At 50.9% G+C, this 24,351-nt stretch carries 19 protein-coding genes; 8 read left to right on the forward strand and 11 right to left on the reverse strand.

Going from position 1 to position 24,351, the window contains the following annotated elements; genetic code table 11:
• Position 1: 1 nt before the first annotated feature.
• The gene (locus K355_RS0109875; protein WP_022731972.1) at positions 2-1,213 is read right to left on the reverse strand and encodes an efflux RND transporter periplasmic adaptor subunit; all 1,212 of its coding nucleotides are present in this window, start codon (positions 1,211-1,213) and stop codon (positions 2-4) included.
• Positions 1,214-1,327: 114 nt separating this feature from the next.
• Positions 1,328-1,912, reverse strand: a complete 585-nt coding sequence (locus K355_RS0109880) for a PadR family transcriptional regulator (protein ID WP_022731973.1) — start codon at positions 1,910-1,912, stop codon at positions 1,328-1,330.
• Positions 1,913-2,308: 396 nt separating this feature from the next.
• On the opposite strand from K355_RS0109880, the gene K355_RS23700 reads away from it, so the two are divergent.
• Positions 2,309-3,637, forward strand: coding sequence for a helix-turn-helix domain-containing protein (locus K355_RS23700; protein WP_022731974.1), 1,329 nt, complete (start codon positions 2,309-2,311; stop codon positions 3,635-3,637).
• Positions 3,638-3,689: 52 nt separating this feature from the next.
• Positions 3,690-4,361: a methyltransferase family protein gene (locus tag K355_RS0109890; protein WP_022731975.1), complete on the forward strand. Its 672-nt coding sequence runs from the start codon at positions 3,690-3,692 to the stop codon at positions 4,359-4,361.
• A gap of 62 nt (positions 4,362-4,423) precedes the next feature.
• Here K355_RS0109890 and K355_RS0109895 read toward each other — a convergent pair whose 3' ends face one another.
• The 7 genes from K355_RS0109895 to K355_RS0109925 form a co-directional block, all read right to left on the reverse strand.
• Positions 4,424-4,753, reverse strand: coding sequence for a hypothetical protein (locus tag K355_RS0109895; RefSeq protein ID WP_022731976.1), 330 nt, complete (start codon positions 4,751-4,753; stop codon positions 4,424-4,426).
• 257 nt (positions 4,754-5,010) lie between these two features.
• Entirely contained in the window at positions 5,011-5,313 is a 303-nt protein-coding gene (locus tag K355_RS0109900; protein ID WP_022731977.1) for a hypothetical protein, read from the reverse strand.
• An 81-nt stretch (positions 5,314-5,394) separates the two neighbouring features.
• Complete coding sequence (locus K355_RS25535) at positions 5,395-5,556, reverse strand: hypothetical protein (RefSeq protein WP_022731978.1); 162 nt, start codon at positions 5,554-5,556, stop codon at positions 5,395-5,397.
• A 197-nt stretch (positions 5,557-5,753) separates the two neighbouring features.
• Positions 5,754-6,545, reverse strand: a complete 792-nt coding sequence (queE, locus tag K355_RS0109910; RefSeq protein ID WP_022731979.1) for a 7-carboxy-7-deazaguanine synthase QueE — start codon at positions 6,543-6,545, stop codon at positions 5,754-5,756.
• Complete coding sequence (gene queD, locus K355_RS0109915) at positions 6,542-6,898, reverse strand: 6-carboxytetrahydropterin synthase QueD (protein WP_022731980.1); 357 nt, start codon at positions 6,896-6,898, stop codon at positions 6,542-6,544. Before queD ends, queE begins: the two co-directional genes overlap by 4 nt.
• A gap of 196 nt (positions 6,899-7,094) precedes the next feature.
• Complete coding sequence (queC, locus tag K355_RS0109920) at positions 7,095-7,832, reverse strand: 7-cyano-7-deazaguanine synthase QueC (RefSeq protein ID WP_245562932.1); 738 nt, start codon at positions 7,830-7,832, stop codon at positions 7,095-7,097.
• A 177-nt stretch (positions 7,833-8,009) separates the two neighbouring features.
• Positions 8,010-8,888, reverse strand: a complete 879-nt coding sequence (locus K355_RS0109925) for a class I SAM-dependent methyltransferase (RefSeq protein WP_022731982.1) — start codon at positions 8,886-8,888, stop codon at positions 8,010-8,012.
• A gap of 152 nt (positions 8,889-9,040) precedes the next feature.
• Between K355_RS0109925 and K355_RS0109930 the strand changes: the two genes are divergently transcribed.
• Together K355_RS0109930 and K355_RS0109935 are read left to right on the forward strand one after the other, a co-directional pair.
• On the forward strand, positions 9,041-10,462 hold the full coding sequence (locus tag K355_RS0109930) for a hypothetical protein (RefSeq protein ID WP_022731983.1): 1,422 nt from the start codon (positions 9,041-9,043) through the stop codon (positions 10,460-10,462).
• An 18-nt stretch (positions 10,463-10,480) separates the two neighbouring features.
• On the forward strand, positions 10,481-10,732 hold the full coding sequence (locus K355_RS0109935) for a hypothetical protein (RefSeq protein ID WP_022731984.1): 252 nt from the start codon (positions 10,481-10,483) through the stop codon (positions 10,730-10,732).
• 92 nt (positions 10,733-10,824) lie between these two features.
• On the opposite strand, the gene K355_RS25095 is transcribed toward K355_RS0109935, so the two are convergent.
• Together K355_RS25095 and K355_RS0109945 are read right to left on the reverse strand one after the other, a co-directional pair.
• On the reverse strand, positions 10,825-13,287 hold the full coding sequence (locus K355_RS25095) for a DUF4062 domain-containing protein (RefSeq protein WP_022731985.1): 2,463 nt from the start codon (positions 13,285-13,287) through the stop codon (positions 10,825-10,827).
• A gap of 349 nt (positions 13,288-13,636) precedes the next feature.
• Positions 13,637-14,305, reverse strand: coding sequence for a DUF5610 domain-containing protein (locus tag K355_RS0109945; RefSeq protein WP_022731986.1), 669 nt, complete (start codon positions 14,303-14,305; stop codon positions 13,637-13,639).
• A 505-nt stretch (positions 14,306-14,810) separates the two neighbouring features.
• On the opposite strand from K355_RS0109945, the gene K355_RS0109955 reads away from it, so the two are divergent.
• From K355_RS0109955 to K355_RS0109970, 4 genes are all read left to right on the forward strand, one after another.
• Positions 14,811-17,813 carry a leucine--tRNA ligase gene (locus tag K355_RS0109955; RefSeq protein ID WP_022731988.1) on the forward strand — a complete coding sequence of 1,001 codons (3,003 nt, stop codon included), beginning with the start codon at positions 14,811-14,813 and terminating at the stop codon, positions 17,811-17,813.
• A 342-nt stretch (positions 17,814-18,155) separates the two neighbouring features.
• Positions 18,156-18,560, forward strand: coding sequence for a hypothetical protein (locus K355_RS0109960; protein WP_022731989.1), 405 nt, complete (start codon positions 18,156-18,158; stop codon positions 18,558-18,560).
• Positions 18,561-18,686: 126 nt separating this feature from the next.
• Positions 18,687-21,965: a P-loop NTPase fold protein gene (locus K355_RS0109965; protein ID WP_022731990.1), complete on the forward strand. Its 3,279-nt coding sequence runs from the start codon at positions 18,687-18,689 to the stop codon at positions 21,963-21,965.
• A complete protein-coding gene (locus K355_RS0109970) occupies positions 21,949-24,333 on the forward strand; it encodes an amidohydrolase family protein (protein ID WP_022731991.1) in 2,385 nt (794 codons plus the stop codon). The genes K355_RS0109965 and K355_RS0109970 overlap by 17 nt, the downstream gene beginning before the upstream one ends.
• Positions 24,334-24,351 lie beyond the last annotated feature (18 nt).

The raw sequence follows: 24,351 nt of genomic DNA on the forward strand, positions 1-24,351 counted from the left end.
ATCAGCGCGCGACTTTTTCCGACAGGGTGGTCGCACTTTGGTCATCGGCATCCGTCTCGGCATCTTTCACCTGGGTCGGGATCGGCAGGCCGTTTTCATCTGTTTCCAGATGCACAACGCCGACAGTCGCCCCTTCCTTGACCCAGTCATGGCCGACAACGATCAGTTCGAACTTTTCGGGCAGGCCGCCAATCCAGACCCGTTCACGATTGCCGCCCTGAAGCTCGACGGGCAGGAAATCGACCTTGTTGCCGTCAACCACCGAGCGCACGCCAAGTTTTCCGTCGTCATTCAGGGTCAAGACCGATGGCAGAACCTGATGGGCGCGTTTGGTGCCAACCGGAATTTCCATCTCGGCGGTCATGCCATCGGGAATGGAAAGATCGGTGTTGTCGATTTCAACTTCGACCCGGAAGGTGCGGGTGCTGTTGTCAGCAACGCGCGCCGCATACCGCACGATACCGTCATATTCAGTCCCGTCATACAGCCGCACATGGGCAAGCTGGCCCAGATCAATTGCCCGGATTGAATGTTCGGGAACATGGGCGACCACCAACATCGGGTCTGCCTTGATCAGGGTTGCAACAGGATCACCAATCGACATCAGATCGCCGATGTCTGCGGGCAGGTTTTCAACAATGCCGTCAAACGGGGCGCGGATTTCGGTGTGGTTCAATTCGGTTTGGGCGATTTTAAGGTCGGCACGTGCCTCTTCGAGCAATGCCAGCGTTTGGGCAACACCGGTTTTCGACCGGTAGTTCTTTTCGGCCAGACTTTCGGCCGCCTTGCTTTCAAGTTCACGCTGGGCCACAAGCGCACGCGCCTTTTGGACCTGTGCCATGCGGCCATCAACGGCCAGCTTGGCAATCAGATCGCCTTTGTTGATGGGCTGGCCTTTGGCAATGCCAAGTTCAACAACGCTTGCTTCGGTTTCTGCCCGGATTTCAACGGAAATGACCGCTTCTGTCCGTCCCGATACTCTCAGAAAATCAACATGATCAACCGCATTGCTGGTGATGGTGCGGACACTGGCGCGTGTGGCCCCATCGGTGCCGGGGGCATTCGCGGCACCTGAGGCACCTGTCGTGCTGGCGTCATCAGCCTGTGCCATGGCGGCGTCATCGGCAGTATCGTCTCCGACCAGATAGGCCGAGCCAATCCATATGACGGTCCCAACGACCAGAAAAATGGCAATAAGCCGTGATGCATTCATGTTCTTGTTCCCTCAAATATTCCGGTGGCGGAATGCGTCTTTGACATCATCGTAGGCACGTCTTTGGCGTGGTGATCAGATGTAGTCCGGGGCCGTTCGGGGCTTGCCGTCTGATCAGGATTTGTTGGACTTGAAGGTCTTCAAATCTTTGATCAGGTCCTGTTTGTTGTCTTTGATGAATTTCACCGTGGCATCGCACATTGCCTGACCCAATCCGGCAACGAACTTGCAACCGGGCTTGATATTGCCGTCATCATCGCGGCCGGGACCCGATGCACAGTCATCTTTGTCCGGGTTGTTCGGATCAATCAGGTTGTTCATGGTTTCATAGCGAACGGAAAATTCATCTATCAGCGCCTCGGTCAGCTCAATCGGAAGCTCTTCGGCAAAGGTCAGCGTGAACAGAATATCGGAACGGTATCGATCTTCCGCCGGACGGTTTTGCAACAGGGTGCGGATGAATTTCTGTCGACCATCAGACGTCAGTCGATAGATTTTCTTGTCCGGGCGGTTTTCCTGTTCATGTTCGACAAACGTCACAAGCCCGTCTTGTGTCAGTTTGGTCAAAGCCGGATAGATCGAGCCAAGCGACGCGATTTGAAAATGGCTAAACGGGCCATCTTCAAACATCTTGCGGATTTCATATCCGGTCGCTTCCCCGCCCATCAGGGCGCCCAGGCAAAGTGTACGTACATCCATATTCTGTTCAGTGTCCTTTTTGACTTCCCCCGAACTGACGACGTGCTGGCGGGGGAAGATGCCAGAACGACTATATCAGTTCGATATATGCTGAATTGTCATATGTCGAACTGATATAGTCAATAGAATATGAGCGAAAATTTTGTAACGGCTTTTCCATCAGGACGATCCAAGATGGTGCGATGTTACAGACAGCCCGCAAAACTCTATGGCCGCACATCAAGGGGATGTTGATCGGTTGCCGCCAAATTGTCTTAAAATGCGACATCCTGCGTCCGTTTGTGCATAGTCGGACGCTTTTCACGTCCGACTATGCCTATTGAAACGATATAGTTGGACTGATGGGGCAAAACGGACCAACGCAGATGCAATATAAATGAACAGGAGCACGCCGGAATGGCAAGTTGGACGGACTATGTAAGTGTCGTGGTTGCGGTGATCGGATTGGCGCAGGCGGTATTCTTATGTCTGCTGCTACGCTCCGAAGGCGGACGTGCGTTTGGCGCGAACCGCTGGATGATCCTGTTTATCATCACCATCGCTTTTAATCTGATCGAAGACGTCGCCGATATCTTCGTCATTGGTGACAGTGAAAGGCTACTGAACCTCTTTTTCGGGCCAATCAATTTCGTGATCGCACCCGCTGTCTATCTGTACTTCCGTGAAATATCGGGAAACCCTTCACGCCGACCATGGGTGCATTTCATTCCTGCCCTGATTGTTTTCAATCTGATGGGCTGGACGGTTTTCCGTCAGGAAGAGCAGACCGGGGCTCTTTCGATGGCCGAGGTCGTCGATGCAATTTGCTGGGGTGCCATTTTCGTTCAGATATCGGCCTATATAGCACTTCTGTGGCGTGTGGCGTGTCGTTACTTCCGCCAGACACAAGTACAGCTCGGCGCGGATAGGAAGGCGATGCAACGCTGGATGTGGGTTATTCTGGGCGGCGTGACGTTTGCTTTTATTTCCGTGGCCGTGGGGCGGATTATCGGACTTTATATGCCTGACAGTACGGACATGTTTGGCACCGAAATCGCCTTTACCCTCGCGCTGTTTGCCATGAGTTATGAAACCGCGACCCGCCCGGTTCTGTTTGTCATGCCCGACTGGCCATCCGACTTTGAATCTGACGACATCAGGGGCGGCGGCGACCTTGCCCGTCCATCAAATGTTTCAAACCTGCCCAATCGTAACATGTCCAATGCGATTGCCGGCTCAATTACCGGTGTGACGGCACGAAGCACGGATGCGACAGACAAAGAAGCACGTCCGGCAACAACCGAGCCGACAGGCGTGCGGCCGTTGCTCGATGAGGACGGGGTTGAACGGGTGGTCGCCTTACTGGGTGATTTTCAGCGGCGTGGGGACATCCTGAACGATCCGCTGGTGTCGATGCCAAAGCTTGCACGTGCAGTTGGCGTATCGCCCAATCAGTTGTCTTATGTGCTTAATCACCATATCGGGCAGAATTTCTTTGATTTCGTCAATAGTGCCCGGATCGAGGAAGCCCGATCGGTTTTGCTGCTGGAGCCTGATCGCACCATTCTTGATGTGGCGCTCAGTGTCGGGTTCAATTCGAAATCGACGTTCAATCTGGCGTTTAAGAAAATGACCGGTGAAACCCCAAGTGCGGTGCGCGAGGCGGCAAAGAAGGCGGAAAATCAACAACCCGACGCGTCCGATGTAGCACCCGAACGACCAGATGCGCAGCATAGGACGCCATAACAGTAATTTGACGATAGAGCTTCTGCAGTTTTTAGTGCAGGAGCTCGAGAAAATGTATCGCCAGTCTAAGGCCCATTCTCCCAATAAAGGGACAAAAACCGTAGCACCGACGGTCGATGATCTGCGACAGATACAGCGTCGTCGAAAATTGGTTCTGCGGATTGGGGTCGTGATGCTCTTGGTCTTGGTGGCCGGAAGTCAATCGATGGCTGCCCGCGAAGGCTATGTTCACCAGATGATCACGACGACTGGAATTGTTGCGATTGCAATCTGTATTTTCGGTCGGGGGTGGTGTTCGCTTTATATTGGCGGACGCAAGAGAACCGAACTGGTGACGCGTGGTCCATATTCAATCTGTCGTAACCCGCTTTATGTTTTCAGCTTTATTGGTGCTTTCGGGTGTGGGGCACAGACCGGCAGTGTGGTGATGGGGTTTATCTTTGCTCTGGGATGCTGGCTGGTGCTTCGAAGCGTCGTTTTGCGTGAAGAGGCAATGTTGGCTGAACGGTTCGGCGTGGTCTTCACGCGCTATCAAAACACGGTCGCACGCTTTCGGCCGACCTGGTTCCGCTGGCAGGATGAAAACAAACTGATCTGCCAACCATCATTATATCTTGCCACCACACGCGATGCCCTGTGGTTCCTAATCGCAATCCCGGCGTTTGAAGGTGTGAAGCTCTTGCAGGATCATGGCTGGCTGATGCCACAGATCAGGTTGCCGTAACATAAACGGGTGGGGGCAAGGTTGGGGGTGAGCGGCCTCTATCGGGTTTGGCTAAGGCTTTCTCAGGCCGCATCATCCTCTGGCTGGCCACCATGCGATATGATCATTTGCTTGCGATCAGAGGCCCGCAGCGGATCAGAATCAAGGGCGAGGGCCGCCTCAAGCTTCTGCGGATCAACGGTCAGGATGTTGGTGGCTTCGCTTTTGTCTTTTTCCGACCAGATATGGACACGACATTCCAGCGCTATGTAGCGGCGCATGGGGGCGTCAAGATCAAGCTTTTCAAGCGTATCGATCTCATATTCACCTGCGGGCAGCAATCCGTCATGACCGGGCAGGTGGGTTGGATGAAAGAACGTCACCGTGCGATGGGTTGTGCGGGTAATGCTCATGATCATGGCTCCTTCGAGCAACCGGCGCTTCGCGATGCGATCTATTGATACGCAAAGCGTTCCGGCAGTTTGACAGGGCCCGTGTTCCTGATTTTAAGTCCCGATCTTTCGGGGCATCCTGTTGCGGGCAGGGACCCTGAAACAACATGCGTGCTATTTTGCAAGTTAGACGCGAAATAGCTTATAGCTATAATATGGTAAGGTTGCCGCGAATGTGCAATTCCATACCCGCCATGTATTTGGAATTACGCATGTTTTTAGTGGTTTAGAATGTCGGTCGGGGTGGATGGGGTACCCAAAAAGGCTGCATCCTTGGCAAGGGCTGCATCCAGATCCGTCGGAGTGACGCTTAAAATCCGTTCGGACATCATGCCGTTGATTTTGGTCCGCAGGTGCAGTTCCGTCGACACCCGGCGATAGGCCGTGATCGAGACGCTTTCGATCAGCTCCTCGGTGGTGTCGACCACGTATTTCCCCGCCGGAAAAAGGTCTTTAAACCCGCTAAGCTGAAACGGATGGCGGAACGTCACTGTCTGGTTGGATGTGCGCGAAATGGTCATGGCTTTGGTGCCCTGTAACGTTGGCGAACGGCAAAACAACGACGGAGGGGCATGCCCCTCCGTCCATGCAAAGATCAAAGATCAGTCGTTCGCACCTTGATGCGGGGCGGGCATCGGGGCGTGTTCTGCGGCCGATTTATCGGGCAGCGATCCGGGCGCATCGCGTGCGACGCCGTCCAATGGCTGAATGGGGATGTTTTTGACCGTCTCGGGATGGGTTTTGGAAAAATCGCGAAATGACATGATCTGTACTTTCCATGGTGAAGCACAAAATGCGCTTCCTTCTTGGAAATGTAGAGGATCGGCGCAATAGCAAATCGCTATGATCGATCCAGTGGCACCGGCAACCGCCATCCCCATGATAAGGATCAGCAATTTGGGATAAAATATATTTTCATATCATCTGATGAAATAAAACCAGTGCACCCAACCGCCGATCTCTATACCCCGCGCAGATTGCCCCAGACATGCACATGCCATTGCGGCAATACACGCACATCAAACCATTTGCGTTTGGCCACCTCATCGACCAGCCAGCGATAGCGCGCGGTCAGCGCGTCAAGATCAACACCGTCCGCGCCATCGGGATGCGGGGCGGCGGGCGTTGTGTTGACCGGCTGCACACAGACCGGAATGCCGGTGTGAAGTTTTCGCACGTGATCGGCAAACAGAAGGTCGGCCTCATCGCGCACCGGGAATTTCAACGTGATCGCCGGGCCGGAAAGCATCCCCTTGGCATTGGCCGCATCAATGCACGCGTTAAGCGCATCGGCGTCAAAGCTGGTCGAGGCACTGGGCGGCTTGGGGCTGATGGTCAGGTAATTAAGATCGGCAAACCAGTCCTTGGCAATACTACCCTGGGTTTCTAAGGCAAAGCTGAATCCTTCTTTCTGACCGAGCTCAATCAACCGGCCCAGCGGCTGGATCGCCGGATTGCCGCCCGACAGCGTAATCAGGATCGGCGCACCACCGGTCAGTTTTTTAACTTCATCAAGTACGGCCTCTGCGCGCATCGGTTTCCAGTCGGCGCGAAAGGCCGGATCAACCGCATAGAGCGTATCACACCACGAACAACGGAAATCACAGCCGCCCGTGCGCACAAACACGGTCGGGATGCCGATCAGCGTTCCTTCGCCCTGCACGGTGGGGCCGAAAATCTCCGATATGCGGATTTTGCCGTTTTTATCCTGTGTGTCTGAAAGTGCGGCAAGGTTTGGATCATGCGCGCTCATGGACGATATTCCGCCCATGTTTTCGGCGTTTCCGAAACCCGCACAGCCGATACTTCCGGCCAGCGATCATGGGCCCAGTCATAGAAAAACAGGGCCAAATTCTCCGCCGTCGGATGGTCATGACCCAGAACTTCATTAAGGTGCCGATGATCAAACTCATCATCAATCATGCGCTTAAGCGGCCCAAGTTCGCGGTAATCACGCACGAACCCGCGCGCGTCAAGTGTGGCATCCTTAAGCTCCACCTCGACAATATAGTTATGGCCATGCAGGCGCGAGCACGGGTGGTCGGCATCAAGCCCGGCCAACTGATGGCTGGCGGAAAAGGCGAATTGTTTGGTGATGGTAAACATCGGTTTTCTTTCGGTGTTTCTATGGCGCGGCGAACTTGCGGCGCGAGATCCCCATACCGCGCCTTCGCGGGCACAGGCTCTTCGCGGGGATGACGATGTGTTCCCTTAATTTAAGGAAGTCCCGTCATGACAGCTTCGGCGGGCATCCATGGTCCATGCCGCTGCACATAAATTGTATGAGGATTTCTTTGCCGCGTTATCCCGGTGCGTTCTGACGGCCAAACTTGCGCGCCACATGCTCGGCGTGGGCCTGTTTCCAGTACTCGCGATCCTCATAAACCGTCGGATCTTTCACACACGCCAGTTCAAGCGCTTCGCGCCGCTCGACACAGGTGCCACACCGTCCGCAATGGGTGTCATGGCCCTTGTAACACGACCATGTCAGGTCAATCGGCACGCCAAGGCGCCCGGCTTCAAGGGCGATGTCGGCCTTTGATACATGGACAAACGGCGTATAAAGCGAAATGTCCTTAACGCCTTCAAGCGCATGGTTTTGCATCGCCCCAAACGCGTTGATGAAATCGGGTCGGCAATCGGGATAGATGAAATGATCGCCGCCATGTACGGCGGTCGCCACCGCGTCCGCCCCGGCACTTGCCGCAGCACCAAAGGCCACGGCCAGCATGATGGCATTGCGGTTGGGCACAACAGTAATGCGCATGGTTTCTTGCGCGTAATGGCCATCGGGCACATCAATCTCATCACTGGTCAGCGACGATCCACCCAAAAGCGCACCGACCGAGGTCAAATCCACAATGTGATGTTTAACCCCAAGATCACGTGCAGTACGGGCGGCGTAATCAAGTTCCTTTTTATGGCGTTGGCCATAATCGAACGAAATCAGGGAATGGAGCTTATGCTCGGCCGCGACCTTATAGGCCAGCGTGACGGAATCCAGCCCGCCAGAGCAGACGACAATCGTCTTCATAGTCATATGTCTTTCGTGTTTTTAACCTGGTGCTACGACAGGGGAACGTTACATCGTTCCAAGGCTGCGCGGTGTGCCACGCCATCGGCCAAAAGGCAAGAAAAAACCCGCGCATCTCCACCATGTCACATTGGCAGGGATGCTTGGTTTTTGATCAAAATATCGGGGGTGCCAAACGCCGCCTTACCCGTGCGTTCCGCTAAGCACATGAAAACAAATCGGAACCTGAAAATGGCCGTCTTCGATATAGGGTGAAAGTGTTTCAAACATCGCCGCATTAAGTGCGCCCATCTCCATATCCGATGCTTCGCGCAGGATATGGCCAAACAGCATGTCCATCTGCGGTTTCCAGAAGGCCACCGTTTCGGGAATGCGCCCGGCCGGGCTGTGGGTGGTGGCCTGAATGCCCCGAAACCCGGCACTTTCAAGGCGCATCATCGACTGATCGACATTGCCAAAGCTAAACGGATCAAGCCCGGCCTTATCAAACCCGATGCCAAGGATATTGCCCAGCACCGCATCCATCGCGGCAAAAAGCGGATTATCGACCAACGGCGCCCAGACCATAAAGACCGCCCGGCCGCCAGCCCGCAACACCCGATGACTTTCACGCAAGGCCAAATCTGGATCACCACAAAACATCACGCCAAACCGGCACGACACCACATCAAACGATTGGTCGTCAAACGGCAGTTTTTCCATATTGGCGGGCATGACGGTGATGTTGGCAATGCCGTCTTCTTGGGCGCGTGCGCTTAATCCATCGCACATTTCGGGCACGATATCGGTGGCGGTGACATGGCCGGTAATACCGGGTGTGTTAGCGCTAACATCGCGCTGCCCCGACAGGGCCCGGGCAAAGGTAAAGGCCGGTTCACCCACCCCGGATGCCAGATCAAGTACCGCCAAATCCGCCCCGCCTCGCGCATGGGCAAGGGCGGGCAGATCAACCGCCTCAATCATATGACGATTGATTTTCCCGGCTGCGGGGGCAAGGCGATCCGCCCAGTTGATCCAGTCAGCGGAAAGGTTGTGCCACGTCGTTTGGTCCTGATGGGTCATGATCATCCGAGCTGTCGGTTTAAAGATGCGACGACAATAGGGGGAAAGATAGGGCGAAAGAAAGACCGATTTCCCCCAACGCGCCCCTCACATGTGTGATGGCCACACGTCAATAAACCGATGCCCGCATAAATTGCGACGTGAGAGGCACCATGTCCCTTCAGAAAGAGAGCAACACAGCACTCGCACGCCTTGGCAGTGCCGGGATTCTGATGAGCCTTGCCTGTGTGCTGTATGTTGGATTTGTTGTCACCCTGTTTGCCGGGTTCACCGCCGATATTCAGCGCGACATGCTCAGCCGTGAAATCGCCACCTCCGCGCCCGGTGATCTGGAACGCATGATCCGCCAAAGCTTTTACGAGGCCGAACTTCACGAAGAAATCAAACAATTACAAAGCGATATTCGCAAAACAAATACTGCCGCACTTGAAAAATTCCGCATCGGACTGACCCTTCGCAAAGACGCGATGGCGGCCTTCTGGCAGGCCTATGATGGTGCCGCCGCCCTAAGCACAACCGTAACGCAAAACCGCGCAACGTTTGAGGATGATTTTGTTGCCGCCTACCTTGACGCCATGACGATGGCACATGATTTTGTCGCCCGCTTTCAGGCGCAAAAGCAAAGCCCGTCTTCTGATCAAAATCCGCTTTCTGATGAAAACAAGGACGACACGCAGACATCCGGTGGACTGCACGCAGATAACGGGGCACGGGTCGTTGCGGCCCTTCGCGCTGCTCTGGCCAAATTGGCCTTTGCAGGCGCGACAGGCGATATCGGTTTAACGGTTGTGAGCACGTTTGAACAAGGGGTCTATGACACGGTTGATCAGCTTGGCAACACGTTTCGACACTTTGATGATCAAAACATCCAGTCGCGGGTCGTGTGGGAAAACATCCGGGCGGAGCAACGCCAGGTCGACAAGATTTTACGCAATATGCAGGCCCAGATTGACGAGATCGAAGCAGAGCTTGCGCAGAGCAAGACCAAAAAGGAGATCGATCTTTCCGCCCTTGTCGCCCTGTTTCAGAACCCGATTGGCGGTTTTCTGTCCATTCTGGTGCAATTGCCCACCATCATGCTGACCCTGCTGGTCACGGTTGCGGCCGGGGGATTGGGGGCGGTGGTTGCCTTCACCCGTCAGAACTTTGGGCACAGGTCAAAAGAGACGCAGCCAAACACAGACCCCGGCCCCCCTCAACCCGGTTCAGATCAACCAAGTTCAGACCAACCCGACCCAGCAGCACATGCGCCCCTCACGCCCCATACACCCTTTGACACTGCACCGGATGACACCGCGTATGGCCTCATGGCCTCGGCCCGTCTTTTGATGATGACGGGGGAGGGGATCGCCGCCGCGATTGCAATCTTCCTGTTCTCGGAAGCCGGGATGTTGATGCTGACCCAAGGCGGCCCGAATGGCAGCGGTCAGGTCGATATCAGCCCGTATCTTGTGACCTTCATGGCGTTTGTCTCGGGCTTTATGGCCAAGGACGCCTTTAGCAAAATTCAGGATGCCGGGCACAAGATTTTCAAAATCCGCGATAATGACGATGCGTCTGGTATGGGGCTTTGAGGCTGGTTTGATACGGGCGTGATCGGCAAGGGGATCGCGGCTGCAATTGCGATCTTCCTGTTTTCAGAAGCCGGGATGTTGATGCTGACCCAAGGCGGCCCGAATGGCAGGGGGCAGGTCGATATCAGCCCGCATCTTGTGACCTTCATGGCATTTGTCTCGGGCTTCATGGCGAAAGACATCTTGAGCCGCATTCAGGACGCAGGCCGAAAACTATTTCGGCGGCATATGGATGGCGGTGGTTCCGGTTCAGCAGTGTCGGGTGGATAGAGGCATGGGTGGTTCATTCCGCCCAGATGCCAGATCAAGTGCCGCTAAATCCGCCTCATTGATCCAGTCAGGGGAGAGGTTGTGCCAAGTGGTCATAGATATCTCTTTTGTAACTCTTTCTGGGCACACGATTTCGCAATTTTTCTACTGAATGAACAACCTAGGTCGAGCCATTGGCAGGTGTCATAATAAATTTTTTGTGACTCTTCCGAATACTGCTTTGTTACCGTTTTTATCTGAGAGGTACTCATACTTCTAACGACTTGGAGTGCTGAGGCAATACGAACATTTCCGTCATTATGTCTTAACAGCGTCTCTATCATCTCATTTTGCAGTTCCGCAAAATTTCTAATCGGAATGTTTGCAACTAGATATGGGATTACGCTTTCCCGAATAGAGCCGTTGAGTAAATCACCAATTCGATCACGACCAAGCTTGTAATAAAGTTTCCCGAGTTCGCGGTCAGTGCTTTGCGTTATGTCTATCTGTAGGGCTAATGTTATTCCCTCAGATCTAAGTTGTGCCTTTTCTTCCATCAGAGCGATGTCGTCCCAACACCCATGTTTCTCAAAGTAATTTAGAACGTCTCTCGATACCTTGATGTTGGGTTTCCTGATGAGCTCACGAATCTCTTCCAAATCGTTTTTGTTGTTAAACGAGCATAATGTATTGATAGCCGATTGACACAGGGCATAGTTTGCCTCTGAGTTTTCCATAAATTTGGGGATAGTTAGTCCTAATAGATCGCTGGCGCTTGGACGGGGGAACACACTCCTGACGGGTTTGATTAGAGATGATCGTTTGTGAATCGTCTCTATCAATTCTTTTTTTGAAGATGTTCTCTTCTTCTTGAATCGAACTATAGTTGCAATCCAGTTGTCATCTCTTTCAGCTATTTCAAGTTCAGAAACTTCAAGATGAAACAAGTATTCAGTAATAATTAAATTTATTTGAGAGCGAGAGGTTATATCCGACTGGTATGTTTGCCAGCAAATCGGTGTGTTGATTTCATTGTTGTCTAAAGAGTTCAGCGTTTTTGATACTGAATCACTGTTTATCTTAACTCCTCGTTTTTTTGCTGCGATAAAGCCTGTGATGCTCACTGTAGGAGAGGGGTCGCTGGAAATGGTTTGTATTTCATCTATAGATAGAGCGTTTCTAGAAACAAGTGTTCTTGCTGCCATGTGGCGCAAAATTCGTGATGGGCATTGCAAGCATGCTCTGAGAGTTTCGGTTTGAACAACCGCTACTTTCTCAAATAGGCCCCTAACCAGCGTATTGTTTAGTTCTTCAATATCGGGTTCAGTTGCTCGCTTGAGAGCATGATCAATACTATTTCTACTGAGGATTTGGATCGTAGCAGTTGACGCAGCTTCACGAATTTTTCGAGATTCATTTGTAAGTAAATATTTTAACTCGCCAACATCTTCTGGTCTTCCAAAGTTCGCAAGGTGGTAGATAAGTGCGCAGGTGTCTTCTTCTTTTTCATGCTCTAGGCTGATCCGGATTGTTTCAGCTCTCGATACATCATTACCTAAATATGAAGGAAAGCGCAGTTCCAAGTTTAGTATTTCTAGAATACGCAGTGCATTCCGACAGACTACACCTTTCTTGAAAATAGCTAAGGCGGAAAGTTTATCCTGACAATCGGTGGTTTTGGAAAGCCAGTACCAGAGTGGAAAGTACGAAGACCAATACTTTGCAATTCCGGTTTCAAGTAGCTTTGCTACTTCCTGTTTTGAGAGGGTGATGTCTTCTTTTGCTAAGAAAATGAGAAAGGCGTCGTGTATGCCGATATCACTATCATCATTCCCTACGCGTCGAAGGGACGCTGCAAGTAACCGGAAGCGCGCAATTTCGATTGAAGTTGTGGCATCCCAAGCATTGTCCTTGGCGCAAATAGTTTGGATGAGTTCGTATGCAATACTGTCGAACAACTTTCCTTTTTGCTGCGCGCCAGTAACTTGGAGTGTGGTAGAATTATTTTCGGTTGTTATACTTGAAGGGTCTTCTGTCGTTTCTTTTTCGATTATGCTGTATATGTATTGACTGATAGTTTTTGATAGTTTTCTTTCAAACTCTTGAGTTTCGTCAAATTCTTGAAAAATAAGTCTCTTTTTGTCTATTTCATTCTGTCGGAAATCTAGAACTTTTTTAAGTTCCACACCAGGATCTCTCAGTAGGTCGGGGTGAACTTTCTTGAACATGAGAGAAATAAAAGGCTTCTTCGTTTGTTCCATTCGATCAGTAGCTCGAACAAACTCCTCCTCAAAGCCTGACGTGAAGTGACCGTCGTTATCTGGTGGCGTGCCCCATCTCTTCCAGAGCATGCCAATAAACAGTTCGCATTGATCAAGCTCTCTGTTGATGATCTCTTGTGGACGGCCATACTGAGAAATAGTGTCCTCCCAGCCAAACAGTTCTAGGTTGCATTTCCAGTAGGCTGAGTGCGTTTTGTTTAGCTCGTTAACAACTTCAGAAGCTATTTTACGTTCGTTTGATAAATCTCCTGGGGATGCCAAAAATATTCTAACAATTCTTCTGTTGTCTGACATGTAGACCCTCAAAAAACTCTATTCTAGAAAATTAGTGCGAACACTGGGCAATTTTTGATTGGTAATCAGGGCTAATTTTACGTGAATAGGTGGAAATTTTGAATGAGATTAAAGCTAAATGTTAGGGTGTTGCTACACTTTGTTTTGGAGCAGCGTTAGTTGTTAAACGCAATGAGTGTAGTTGAGGCTCATAAGCCTTATGATCTTTTAAATGTATTGATGTCAGTAAATCAGGCATTGCAAGCCTGAATATGTGCCTGATTGAAATATAGTGGCATACGTAACCAACAAAAAAACCGGAGGCCTTGGCCCCCGGTTTCTAATGTGTGCGAACAAGATGTTCGAATGATCAGCCGTTCGTCCCATACCGTGGCGCATTGCGCTGGGCGTTGGTGGCGGACTCGGCATAGGCTTGGCTGGCCTGTGCGGTCTGGGTGACCTGCGATTGCAGGACCTGCTCGTCACGTTCCGGGGTTATGTCGGCGGCTTCTTCTGACGGGCTGCTGTTATAAAGCTCGGTCAGGCGCTGCTCGATGGATTTAAGGCCTTCGTTCAGGCGGTCTTCGGTCTCGGTGATGTTGCCGTTGATTTGCTCATTCAGCGCACCGAGGCCCTCAAGGAACTCACGCGCATCATCAAGGCCGCGCTTAATGCCTTCGCTGGCCTTTTCGAAAATCTCGCGGGCTTCGCCTTCGGTATCGGAATTCGCCGCAATCAAATCACCGACACGGGCCAGAATACGGTCAGCCACGGCTTCGGGGGTGTAATCACTGGGATCAACACCCTGAATGGAAATGCCGGTTGACGACAGGCTTTCATTGATTGCTGCGACGATCTTATCAGCCGATAAAAGATTGGCCGATTGAGAGGACAGGGAAACCGATGTCGCGGCCGCAAAGGCCGATGTGCCGTTGTTCCCGGTTTTGTCCGCGTCACTTTGACCGGGCAAATACGATTGCGCCGAGCGCGAAGAAGCGCCGGTTTGCTGGGACGTCAGGCCGCCAATGGTGATATCCATATTCGTCCTCCCTGGACGAGAGCGTTGAAAGCTGTGCCACACGACGGCACGTGGACCCAAGCACCAATGCACACGCCAAATCCGTGCACAATCAACGACTTGGTAAATACCAATCCCTAATATGGCATGGATGGGGGTAAAAATCCAGTGGTGTTGCGAAATTTCGGGTTGATCATCGTGTCGGGGGACGCTGCGTTTGCGGTGGGGATGGGGATGGGGATGGGGATGGGGATGGGGATGGGGATGGGGATGGGGCATGTGTTGCGATGAGATTCCCGCCTTCGCGGGAATGACGATGTAGTATGAACCAGAACAGTCTGGGCCAAGGGGCAAATTGACAGTATTTGCGCCGATTTCATGTGATCTGATGTTGCACAGCGGCCAAAGCCCGCTTATGAACACAGGTTCAGATTTATATGTAACCCAATTTGGTATGGCAGGCGCGCTTTTATGATCCGCGCCCGAGGCCAACAAACGGGCCCCGATAGGCAGGAGTTGAGTGAGCGTGGCGAACTATCAGGAAAGTGCGCAGGAATTCGAAAAGCGCTGGCAGACATATTGGCGCGAAAACGATACCTATCGCACGCCAAATCCCGGCGATGCCGATTTTGACGCGACCAAAAAGAAAAGCGTCATCCTTGATATGTTCCCCTATCCAAGCGGGGTTGGCCTGCATATCGGCCATCCGCTGGGCTATATCGCGACCGATGTGAAGGCACGGTTCGAACGCATGCGTGGCTATAACGTGCTTCATTCGATGGGGTTTGATGCCTTTGGCCTGCCGGCTGAACAGTTCGCCATTCAAACCGGTCAGCACCCGCGCATCACCACCGAAGCCAATATCGAAAACATGCTGCGTCAGCTCCAGGTCATCGGGCTTGGCCATGATCCGCATCGTCGTTTTGCCTCCACGGACGTTGATTATTACAAATGGACGCAGTGGATTTTCCTGCAACTTTTCAACAGCTTCTATGACTCGACGATTGAGTGGAAAGGCCCGCAAGGCCAGACCATTTCAGGCCGGGCCCGCCCAATTGCCGAGCTGCGCCCGCTTTTGGAAAGTGGTGAATGGTTGCTCGATGAAGATGGCGTGCCGCAACCCAAAGCCGTGATTGGCGATGGGACCAAGGCCGAGGGATCGGAAGTTGACCGGGCGATTGATCGCGGGCGTCTGGCCTATGTCGATGAAGTGCCGGTTAATTGGTGCCCGATGCTGGGCACGGTGCTTTCGAACGAAGAAGTCACCAACGACGGCAAGTCCGAACGTGGTGATTATCCGGTGTATAAACGCCCGCTCAAACAGTGGATGTTGCGCATTACCGATTATGCCGACCGTCTGGTTGGTGATCTGGAAGGGCTTGATTGGCCCAACGGCGTTGTTGAAATGCAAAAGGGCTGGATCGGCCGTTCGGTTGGCGCACGTGTGAACTTCCCGGTCACCCGCACCGATGGCATCGAGGATAAAATCGCGGTCTATACCACGCGCCCCGATACCATTTTTGGCGCGACCTATATGGTTCTCGCCCCGGAACATCCGTTGGTCGATAAACTGACCAGCGCCGACGCATCGGCCGCGGTCGCGGCATACCGTGAACAGGTCAAACTGGCCGGGCCGGTATCGTCGAAGGATGAAGCCAACCGCGAAAAAACCGGCGTGTTTATTGGCGCACATGCCACCAACCCGGTGACCGGCGAAGACATCCCGGTCTGGATTGCCGATTACGTCCTGATGGGCTATGGCACGGGTGCTATCATGGCGGTTCCGGCGGGTGATCAGCGCGATTTTGAATTTGCCCATAAATTCAACCTGCCGATCAAGGCAACGACCAAGCCATCCGATGGCTGGCTGCGCGCCAATGCACCGGCGGACACCGATGACCTTGATGATGCGGCATTGCTGGCGCTTTATGAAACGGCACCGGGTCAATTTAAGGTCGCACAGACCGACACCGGCGATACGATCAATTCCGCCAATGACGACGTTTCGCTGAACGGGCTTTCGACCCCGGATGCCAAGGCGGCGATCATTGACTGGATGGAAGCCAAGAACATTGGCCGGGGCCGCGTACAGTATAAACTGCGCGACTGGCTGTTTTCGCGTCAACGCTATTGGGGCGAGCCGTTCCCGGTGCTGTTTGATGAAAAAACCGGGCAGGTGCACGGTGTGGCCGAGGCCGCTTTGCCGGTTGTCCTGCCCGAAATGACCGATTTTAAACCGCAATCAAACGAAGACCCCAATTCAGAGCCGGAACCACCGTTGGCACGCGCCAAGGACTGGATGGCGGTGACCGGGATTGTGCTTTCCGATGGGTCGGTTCTGCCGGTTGATGCGGCGGTTGGTTCGACCCATACCCACGACGGTGCGGAGTATGAAGTACGCGCGTTTAAACGCGATGCCAACTCCATGCCGAACTGGGCGGGCTCCTGCTGGTATTACCTGCGCTATTTCGATGCGAATAATAATGATGCCTTTGCATCTGATGCGGCTGCGGCTTATTGGGCCAACACCACCGATGACAAGGGTAATCCGAAACCCGGTGCGGTTGACCTTTATGTTGGCGGGGCGGAGCACGCAGTCCTTCATCTGCTGTATTCGCGGTTCTGGCATAAGGTCCTGTTTGACCTTGGCCATGTCGGCACGCCCGAACCGTTCCAGAAGCTGTTTAATCAGGGCATGATTACGGCGGATGCCTATACCGATGCGCGCGGCGTTTATGTTGATATTCACGACGTTGAAATGCGCGATGTCGATGGCAAAAAGGCACCGTTTAACGCCAAAACCAACGAGGCCCTGACCACGGTTCCGGGCAAGATGGGCAAGCGCTATAAAAACGGCATTCCGCCCGAAGAAATTTGCGATCAATACACGATCGATACCTTCCGGACCTATGAGATGTATATGGGCCCGCTTGACAGCTCCAAACCGTGGCAGTCCGATGCGATTATCGGCATGATGCGGTTCCTCTCCAATGTCTGGAAAGTCACGACCCAGATGGAACGCACCGATGCGGTGGATGGCAAGATCGAAACGATCCTGCATAAAACCATCGCCAAGGTGACCAAGGACGTGGCCGAGCTTCGCCATAACACCGCGATTGCCGCCCTGATCGAGCTCACCAATGCGTTGACCAAACAAAATGCCGTGCATGACGACCATGCCAAGGCATTGGCATTGATGGTGGCCCCGTTTGCCCCGCATCTGGGCGAGGAACTGATGAGCCGACTGGCCGCCGACGAGTTCGGGGTCAAAAAATCGGTGATCAAGTTTGACTGGCCGGAATTTGATGCCGAAAAAGCCAAGGACGATGAATTTGAAGTCCCGGTTCAGATCAATGGCAAAAAGCGTGCGTCGGTGATGGTGGCTGCCGATGCCGATCAGGCAACGGTCGAAGCACTTGCCAAGTCGGATGAAAACATTGCCCGCCACCTTGAAGGCAAGGAAATCGTCAAGGTGATTTACATCGCCAAGCCGACCCCGAAATTGCTTAATATCGTGGTGAAGGGCTGATAGGGGTGATCCTTGTGTGATCTCCTGCGTAAAACAATGTTAACGGTTCAGGAGCACTGTTGTCAGGCAGGGGTGTTGAAATTTGGTGCTCGGGCCTGCTTGTGCTGCGGAAGCTTGTAATCATATAACTTTTTGTGTAATTTAACTGCGAGTTTTATCACGGTGACGCTAGTTTTGCCGTCTATGACATGCGTTACAGTTCTTATGTGATGCAGAAAAGTGAGGTGGGATGATAGGAATCGGTTGGATTACCAATCTGATTAGACCGCCAAAGTTGTTTGTGTGGATGCTGTTTGGATGGCGTCACGTGGTTTTTGTGTTTGCTGATTGAAAGAGTTGTACATGGCTGTGCTGCAGAGGAAAGCTTTGGGTAGAGTTAGGCAGAATGACTTAAGTGCGCGCGGGTCTGAGAGAACCGCTACGGCCAAGATTTCTGTGCGTACAAAAAATATCATCGTGGTTAGCGAAGACGAAGTTTTGTACAGGAAAGCTTTGGTCGAGTATCCACGAGAAAGGGGGTACCGCGTGCACCGTGTCTGGAACCCACTTGATGCAGCCAGCGCGGTGGAATATTACCGTGCCACTTTCGTTGTTATGGATCGAGTTTTCCCCAAAGCCCATCAGACGAGTCGCGAGATAACCAAGCAGATTCATCGCGTGAAACCAAATGCGCGGGTGTTTGTCGCCCCAGACAAAAGTATTAAGAGTTTGAAAACCGGTTTGGTGTCTGCAGGGGTACTGGGGTAGCTATATCTCAGCCGTTCCAGCGAGTTTAAGCCGACAGCATATTGCTGTCGGCTTTTTTATTGTTGTCTTATATGCGGTTTCTGTTTCAATCTGTAATTGTGTGAAACGATATAGCAGGGGGCGATAATGCGTAGTGGCTATTCGCAGGATAATGAGAACGGGTCTCTTAACGGCATGGGGGGTGGAGCAACCCGTTTCCAAACTGTTGAAAGCTTGTATCAGCAGCAGGCTGATGCTTTACGAAAAGTCCTGTATGGTATCCAGACGATCGCTTACGAAAGTGAGGTGAAAGAGCCTACGGCTAATGGCTCAGTTAGTGACCCTTCTCTTGAAACAGACCCCATTTGGCGGTCAGAGAGACTTTCCTATGATCGGCCTCACCAGGTTTTTGTAATCGACGGCGCACGCGGTACGGGCAAAACAAGCCTTCTGATTACCCTGATTGATCTGTTGAGTTCACAAAATATGACTGGGCAGAATCCTGATCTGGCTAGTTTCCTCCGTGTGCAGGAAGATGGGGGCGATCATCGCAACCAATATGACGTCAAAAAGAGTGTTTGGGAAAAATGGGTTCCCCAGCGTGTCGGGGTAGGTCGCCGCGTTGAACGCAAGGTGGCTTTGGTTTTACCGGTGATCTTCCCTCATGACCTGAGAGACAATGAATCTCCGATGGAGGCCATTTTCGCGGAAATTCAGGACGTCTTGCAGCGCGAGCGTAAGAAGGTTTCGAGTGGCGATACCGATAAGCAAAGAAAGATAGAAGAACTGATAAAGGAGCTGCAAAACGAAGTTGCGATGGGGTGGATATTTAACGAACCAAACGGCAGCAGCGTTTTATCAAACGACGCATATGACTATAAAGATTATGCGAGGCTTTATATCAAATCGGTCAGGCAAGGGTATAAGCGTATAGAAGCATGGCGCGGGTTTGTTGAGAAGCTGCTCGACGTGCTTGGTTATCAAATTCTTGTGCCAAGTTTTGACGATACAGATTTGGGTTCAACCTTGGAGAAGGGGATCGTTGAAACGATCCGGCATTATCTTACGCATCCGCGTATCGTAACGGTAATGGCAACAAGTTTTTCGGATCTTGTGAAGCGAATAAAGATTGAAGAAATTGAGAACAATCAAAAGGCATTAACTGCTCTTCGAAATAATAATCTTGATAAATATCATTACGCAAATTTGTTGGAGGAGCGGGTAGAGCAATCTTTGGAAAAAGTGTTCCCTGCTGTTTTCCGTACGAAAATTGGCTTGTTTAGCCGCACGAATCTTGATGAAATTTCCGACCCCACTTTCACAGAATATTGTGTGCGTCATTTCTTTTATGCCGATAGAAACCTTGTTCACATTGATGAACAGAATACGGCCGATTCACGCGAAAAGTTCTCTGAGGATAAGAAAAATGCCGATTCCGACAGCATGGCGAGCCAGCATCGCTTAGATATGACGAGGGAGGTATTGCAAAATCTGCTCGATGAAGAGCGGTTGTCTTGGTGGCTCTTGAACGCCCCCTACAATGAGTTGGTTCGTGAAAGTGTTCGTGGGCACCTAGCTTTTCGGCATCAAGTCTCGGCAAGAGAGGGGCTTGATCTGCTTAAAAAGGTACCTAATATTGCTTGCGGAATCTCGCAAAATGCACTGCCTGCTCAGCTAATAGCAAATTTGGCAAAATATCACGATTTGACCAATCACTTTGTGCAAGGTCTTGGGGATATAGGCATTTCAATTGCAACAGGTAAGTTGACCAAGCTCTGGGAGTCTTCCCCGCCTGCAATTGAGGTTGATGAAGGTTTGCCAAGCGAGTGGGGGCTACTTCATTCTGAAGCGGAATATGCGACGGTGGTAGATGGCTCTGATACCCCAACGTCTTGGTACAAGCTTATTGAGTTTTGGTTAGATTTACAAATTGCAAAAGCCAAACTCAAATGCGGAAACGATCCAGTTATTTCAGCTTGGTTGCCGAGAGCGTTTGCTAAAACTTTAACTCTATCGAATATGTCTCAGTTTAAGCGGCTTGGTGTTGGGCAATGCTTTCCAAATAGATTCATCCCGTTGAACTGTGTTTATTTCTATCAGTTCAACGTTATTGAACCATATCTCGGCAACGGAGCAAAATTCGAAGACATCAATGCCAAAGTTATCCCTGCTTTAGGGGATAATGGAGATGAGTTGCAGGCGCTTGCAGCCGCGTTTCGTAAAGCAGTTGATAATTTCGACGATTTCCAAGACGCTAATTGGCTACCTGAAAATTACGAGTTCTATGTAACGGTTTTCAGGCTCTTTTGTGCTCGGGAAGGAAGGCGTCATGAAAAGTCCATTTTTGAGTTCATGGCAAAGTTCCTTGAATTTCGTACAAGGTCAAATTTTGATTATTATCAAGACATTGAGCAGTATGGAGTTTGGTCATTTTTAATTAATGATATTGAAAAGGCGTTGGAGAATCTGAATGTAAATGGTGAAGTTAATGATGATGATCTGATCGTGAAATCTTTGTATGGAGGTACGGAAAAAGAGTCCTTGAATAAAAGCGGTTTGCTTAAACTTATTGATCGGTTGTCTCTAAATTTAAAAGAGATGTTGAATTTGACGATACGATTCAATGATTTCTTGGATAAGTTCTTAGATCCAATGTTCCGGATGAATAAATCGAGATCTTTCTGCGAAGTTTACTGGACTCTTGCCGTTCGTCTCGGGCAGTTCGGGTGTAATTATGATGCAGATTTAAAACAAGTTTCCACTGAGCCTGCTCTAGTATTGCATCATGACGTGCATGGAAGATTGGAGGACTTGTTAAGGCTCTCTTCCGATCTGATCGGCAAAGAGAATTTGCGCAGCTTCAGGTCTAAATTGCTGTTTGCTTATAGTTTGGCACCGATTGTTGAGCCAATGTTCAAGTATGGGTCTGTTGGGGATAGTAGCTGGGATAATTTACGGAAAGCGTGGCAGCATCTCCACGAAGGGCTTTCCTCTTTCGCGAGGCAGATGGAAGCTGTCTTTAATACAGCTTTTTCCGACTATGACACAGCTAACGAAGCAGAGCGTTCCCAAGAAGCGCAATCTGCTATCACTGGTGTTCGTGAACACATAAGCCGTGTTGAAAAGCGGTATCGTAGCTGTCCAGAATCAGTAACAATCGACAGGGGCTCTTCCAAAGGAATGAGCGTTTCTGAAATTGTTCGTTGGTATTTCCCGGATTTCGAGAAGGAGGAGTTGTACCGAATTCTCGGAGATGTGAAGAAAACTTGTGAAAAGCTGAGCGAGCTTATTGATTTGGCGGACCAGCAGTTCGATGAAAAGTCGGAAAATCCGAACGCGGAGAAATGGGCTCAGATAGAATTGCTTGAGAGAATGACCGGCATTCAGGGATATCCGATGGTGCTTCTAAATGAAGAAATTAAGTGAGAGTGAACTTGCCCTTTGGTTTGTCACATGGCCTTCACGAAGGAAATGTGCACTAGACCTTGTTTCGAAACCGAAGGATATTCTTGCTGGAATCGATGAAACTATCGATGTCGATTACAAGCGTGATGAAAAGTTTATTGAGCAGTTTGTCGAGTTTGTTCGGCACGAAAACCGGATGTGCCATCCGGAGGATATTGACGCCACATCACGGAAGCTTTTTACCGATCATTCCACCTTCTTGGATTGGTATGATTGCATTCTTGAGAAAAGCGGCTTCGAACTCAAGATATTCGCCTCACGGCCTGTTATCGGTTTACTCGGTCTGCCTCAGTGGCGGCACGCAACAGCACATTGCGATCCGGATGCGCTGATTTGTCTGTACGCGGCCAAGCGGCTAACAGACAGCCCTTTCGGACAGGAAAGCATTGTTGAGCAGTTAAAGGGGTGGAAAACACTTATCCGTGCAGAAGACCCTGACCTCGACGATGTTCTGCGAGACGGATGTTCCGATACTCACATCCACCTTGAAGCTGCAGACCCGATTCCGGTCGCTTGGTTGCGTTTGATGGCTGGTTGGGTGCGCGTTGAAGATTTCAAGCGCTACAATAGCGATGAGATAATTGAACTTGCTAATGACAACTTTGCGGCAATTGATAGAGAGCGCGAAAAACTGGCGATTTCGGAAGCTTTAGAAATTCGGTCATCTTTACTGAGACATTGTGGGATTGCAGAAGTTGCAAATCGCGATTGGGTTGAAGATGAGCTTTCTTCTGAAGCATATCTTGCGGAGGAAAGAGAGTTTCTGTTTGCCGCTTGGAGAATACTGCTCATCGGTGACAGAAAATTGGCGTCAGGGCTTAGTCGATACTTGTATGGGAAAAATCTTTTTTTGTACCGGCATCAACAGTTTCCTGGCAGCGGGATCGGTCTTAATGTTTTCAGGGACTACCTTGATCGGGGGGAGACCATTATTGAAAATAGACTTAAAAAATCCTCCAAACGAGCACAGGAAAATCGGATATTCAGGTTGTCATCTTGTGCGTTTGAACCAGAAGTTATCAAGCATATTGAGTTTCGTATCGCCCCGCAAAAAACAAAGAAAAAATATTATCAGTTCTTCGATCTATGGGAGAAGAGAGTTCTACCAAGACTGAAGCTTGATGAGAAGGATCGCAGCGCAGCCTTCGTTGTGCATTTCATACGTAACAATATGTACGGGGGGGGACGTAAATTAGACGAAGGCGTGCCTTTTGAGAAAGTCCGCAAAGACTTGGATAAGCAAACAGTCGAACTTCATATGTTCAGGCGAGAACAACCGGTGCTAAGTCGGAATATTGTGGGTATTGATGTTGCCAATATCGAAAGGGGATGTCCGCCTGAAATATTTTCTCCTTTCCTCAAGCTGCTTCGTGGAGAAGTGTCTCTTGCGGATAACCGGCGGGAGTGGGGACAAGCTCACGTCCCCAAGTTCTGGCGACGCCTTAAAGAGGAGTTTCGCGGGAATCTGCATCGACATCCTTATGGTTTGCCAAGGCTAGGACTTACATACCATGCCGGAGAAGATTTTTACCATCTAACTGATGGACTTCGCCAAATAGACATGTTGAGCAATCACTTGTTGTCGGAAGGGGACAGAATTGGACATGGTCTTGCATTGGGCATTGACCCCAACGATTTCCAAAGTGGTTTTTCCAGAAATAGACAAGCCCCTGCCGGGGTGCTTTTAAGCAACTTTATTTGGTTATTGCGTATGGGGGATGAAAACGGCTTATTAAGCTCTGCTTTGCGTCATACTCTGAAAAACGCAGTATTTCGTTTGGCGGAGAGAGCTTATGGGACTGACTTGAGACTTGATGCGCTCAATTCCTTGCAGTCAATCAGATTTGACTTCTTACCTGATCAAAACGCCGAACCAACAACACTCGCAGGGAAACTATATTGGCGTGAGACATATAAAAAAACGGTACGTGAAACGCTTAACAGTGCTTCCGACCCCTCCGATTTTGCCATATTGAACGAATGCTCGGAGTTGTTACGTTCGGTTCAAGAGCTTGTAATTAGAAAGTTACAGCGAAAGGGGATTACAGTTGAGGTTAACCCTAGCAGCAATACGGCAACAGGGGCCGTTGATGAAATGGTTAATCATCCCTTGTTCAATATCGTTGAAACCCTGGATTCTGGGGCAGGTATTTCCGTAAATACGGACGACCCTGGTGTTTTCTCGACGCGATTAGACAATGAGTTTGGAATGGTTTTCGGTGCGATGCTTGTGCGTTTTGACGGGGATCGCCCGAGAGCTCGAAGGTATCTTCAGCAAATGCGAGATGCGGGAAACTACAGCCGCTTCATGAAGGATCCAATCTCATGAAAATGCTCACTAGGAGTT

Origin of the sequence: Thalassospira lucentensis MCCC 1A00383 = DSM 14000, assembly GCF_000421265.1 — a bacterium.
GTDB lineage: Bacteria > Pseudomonadota > Alphaproteobacteria > Rhodospirillales > Thalassospiraceae > Thalassospira > Thalassospira lucentensis.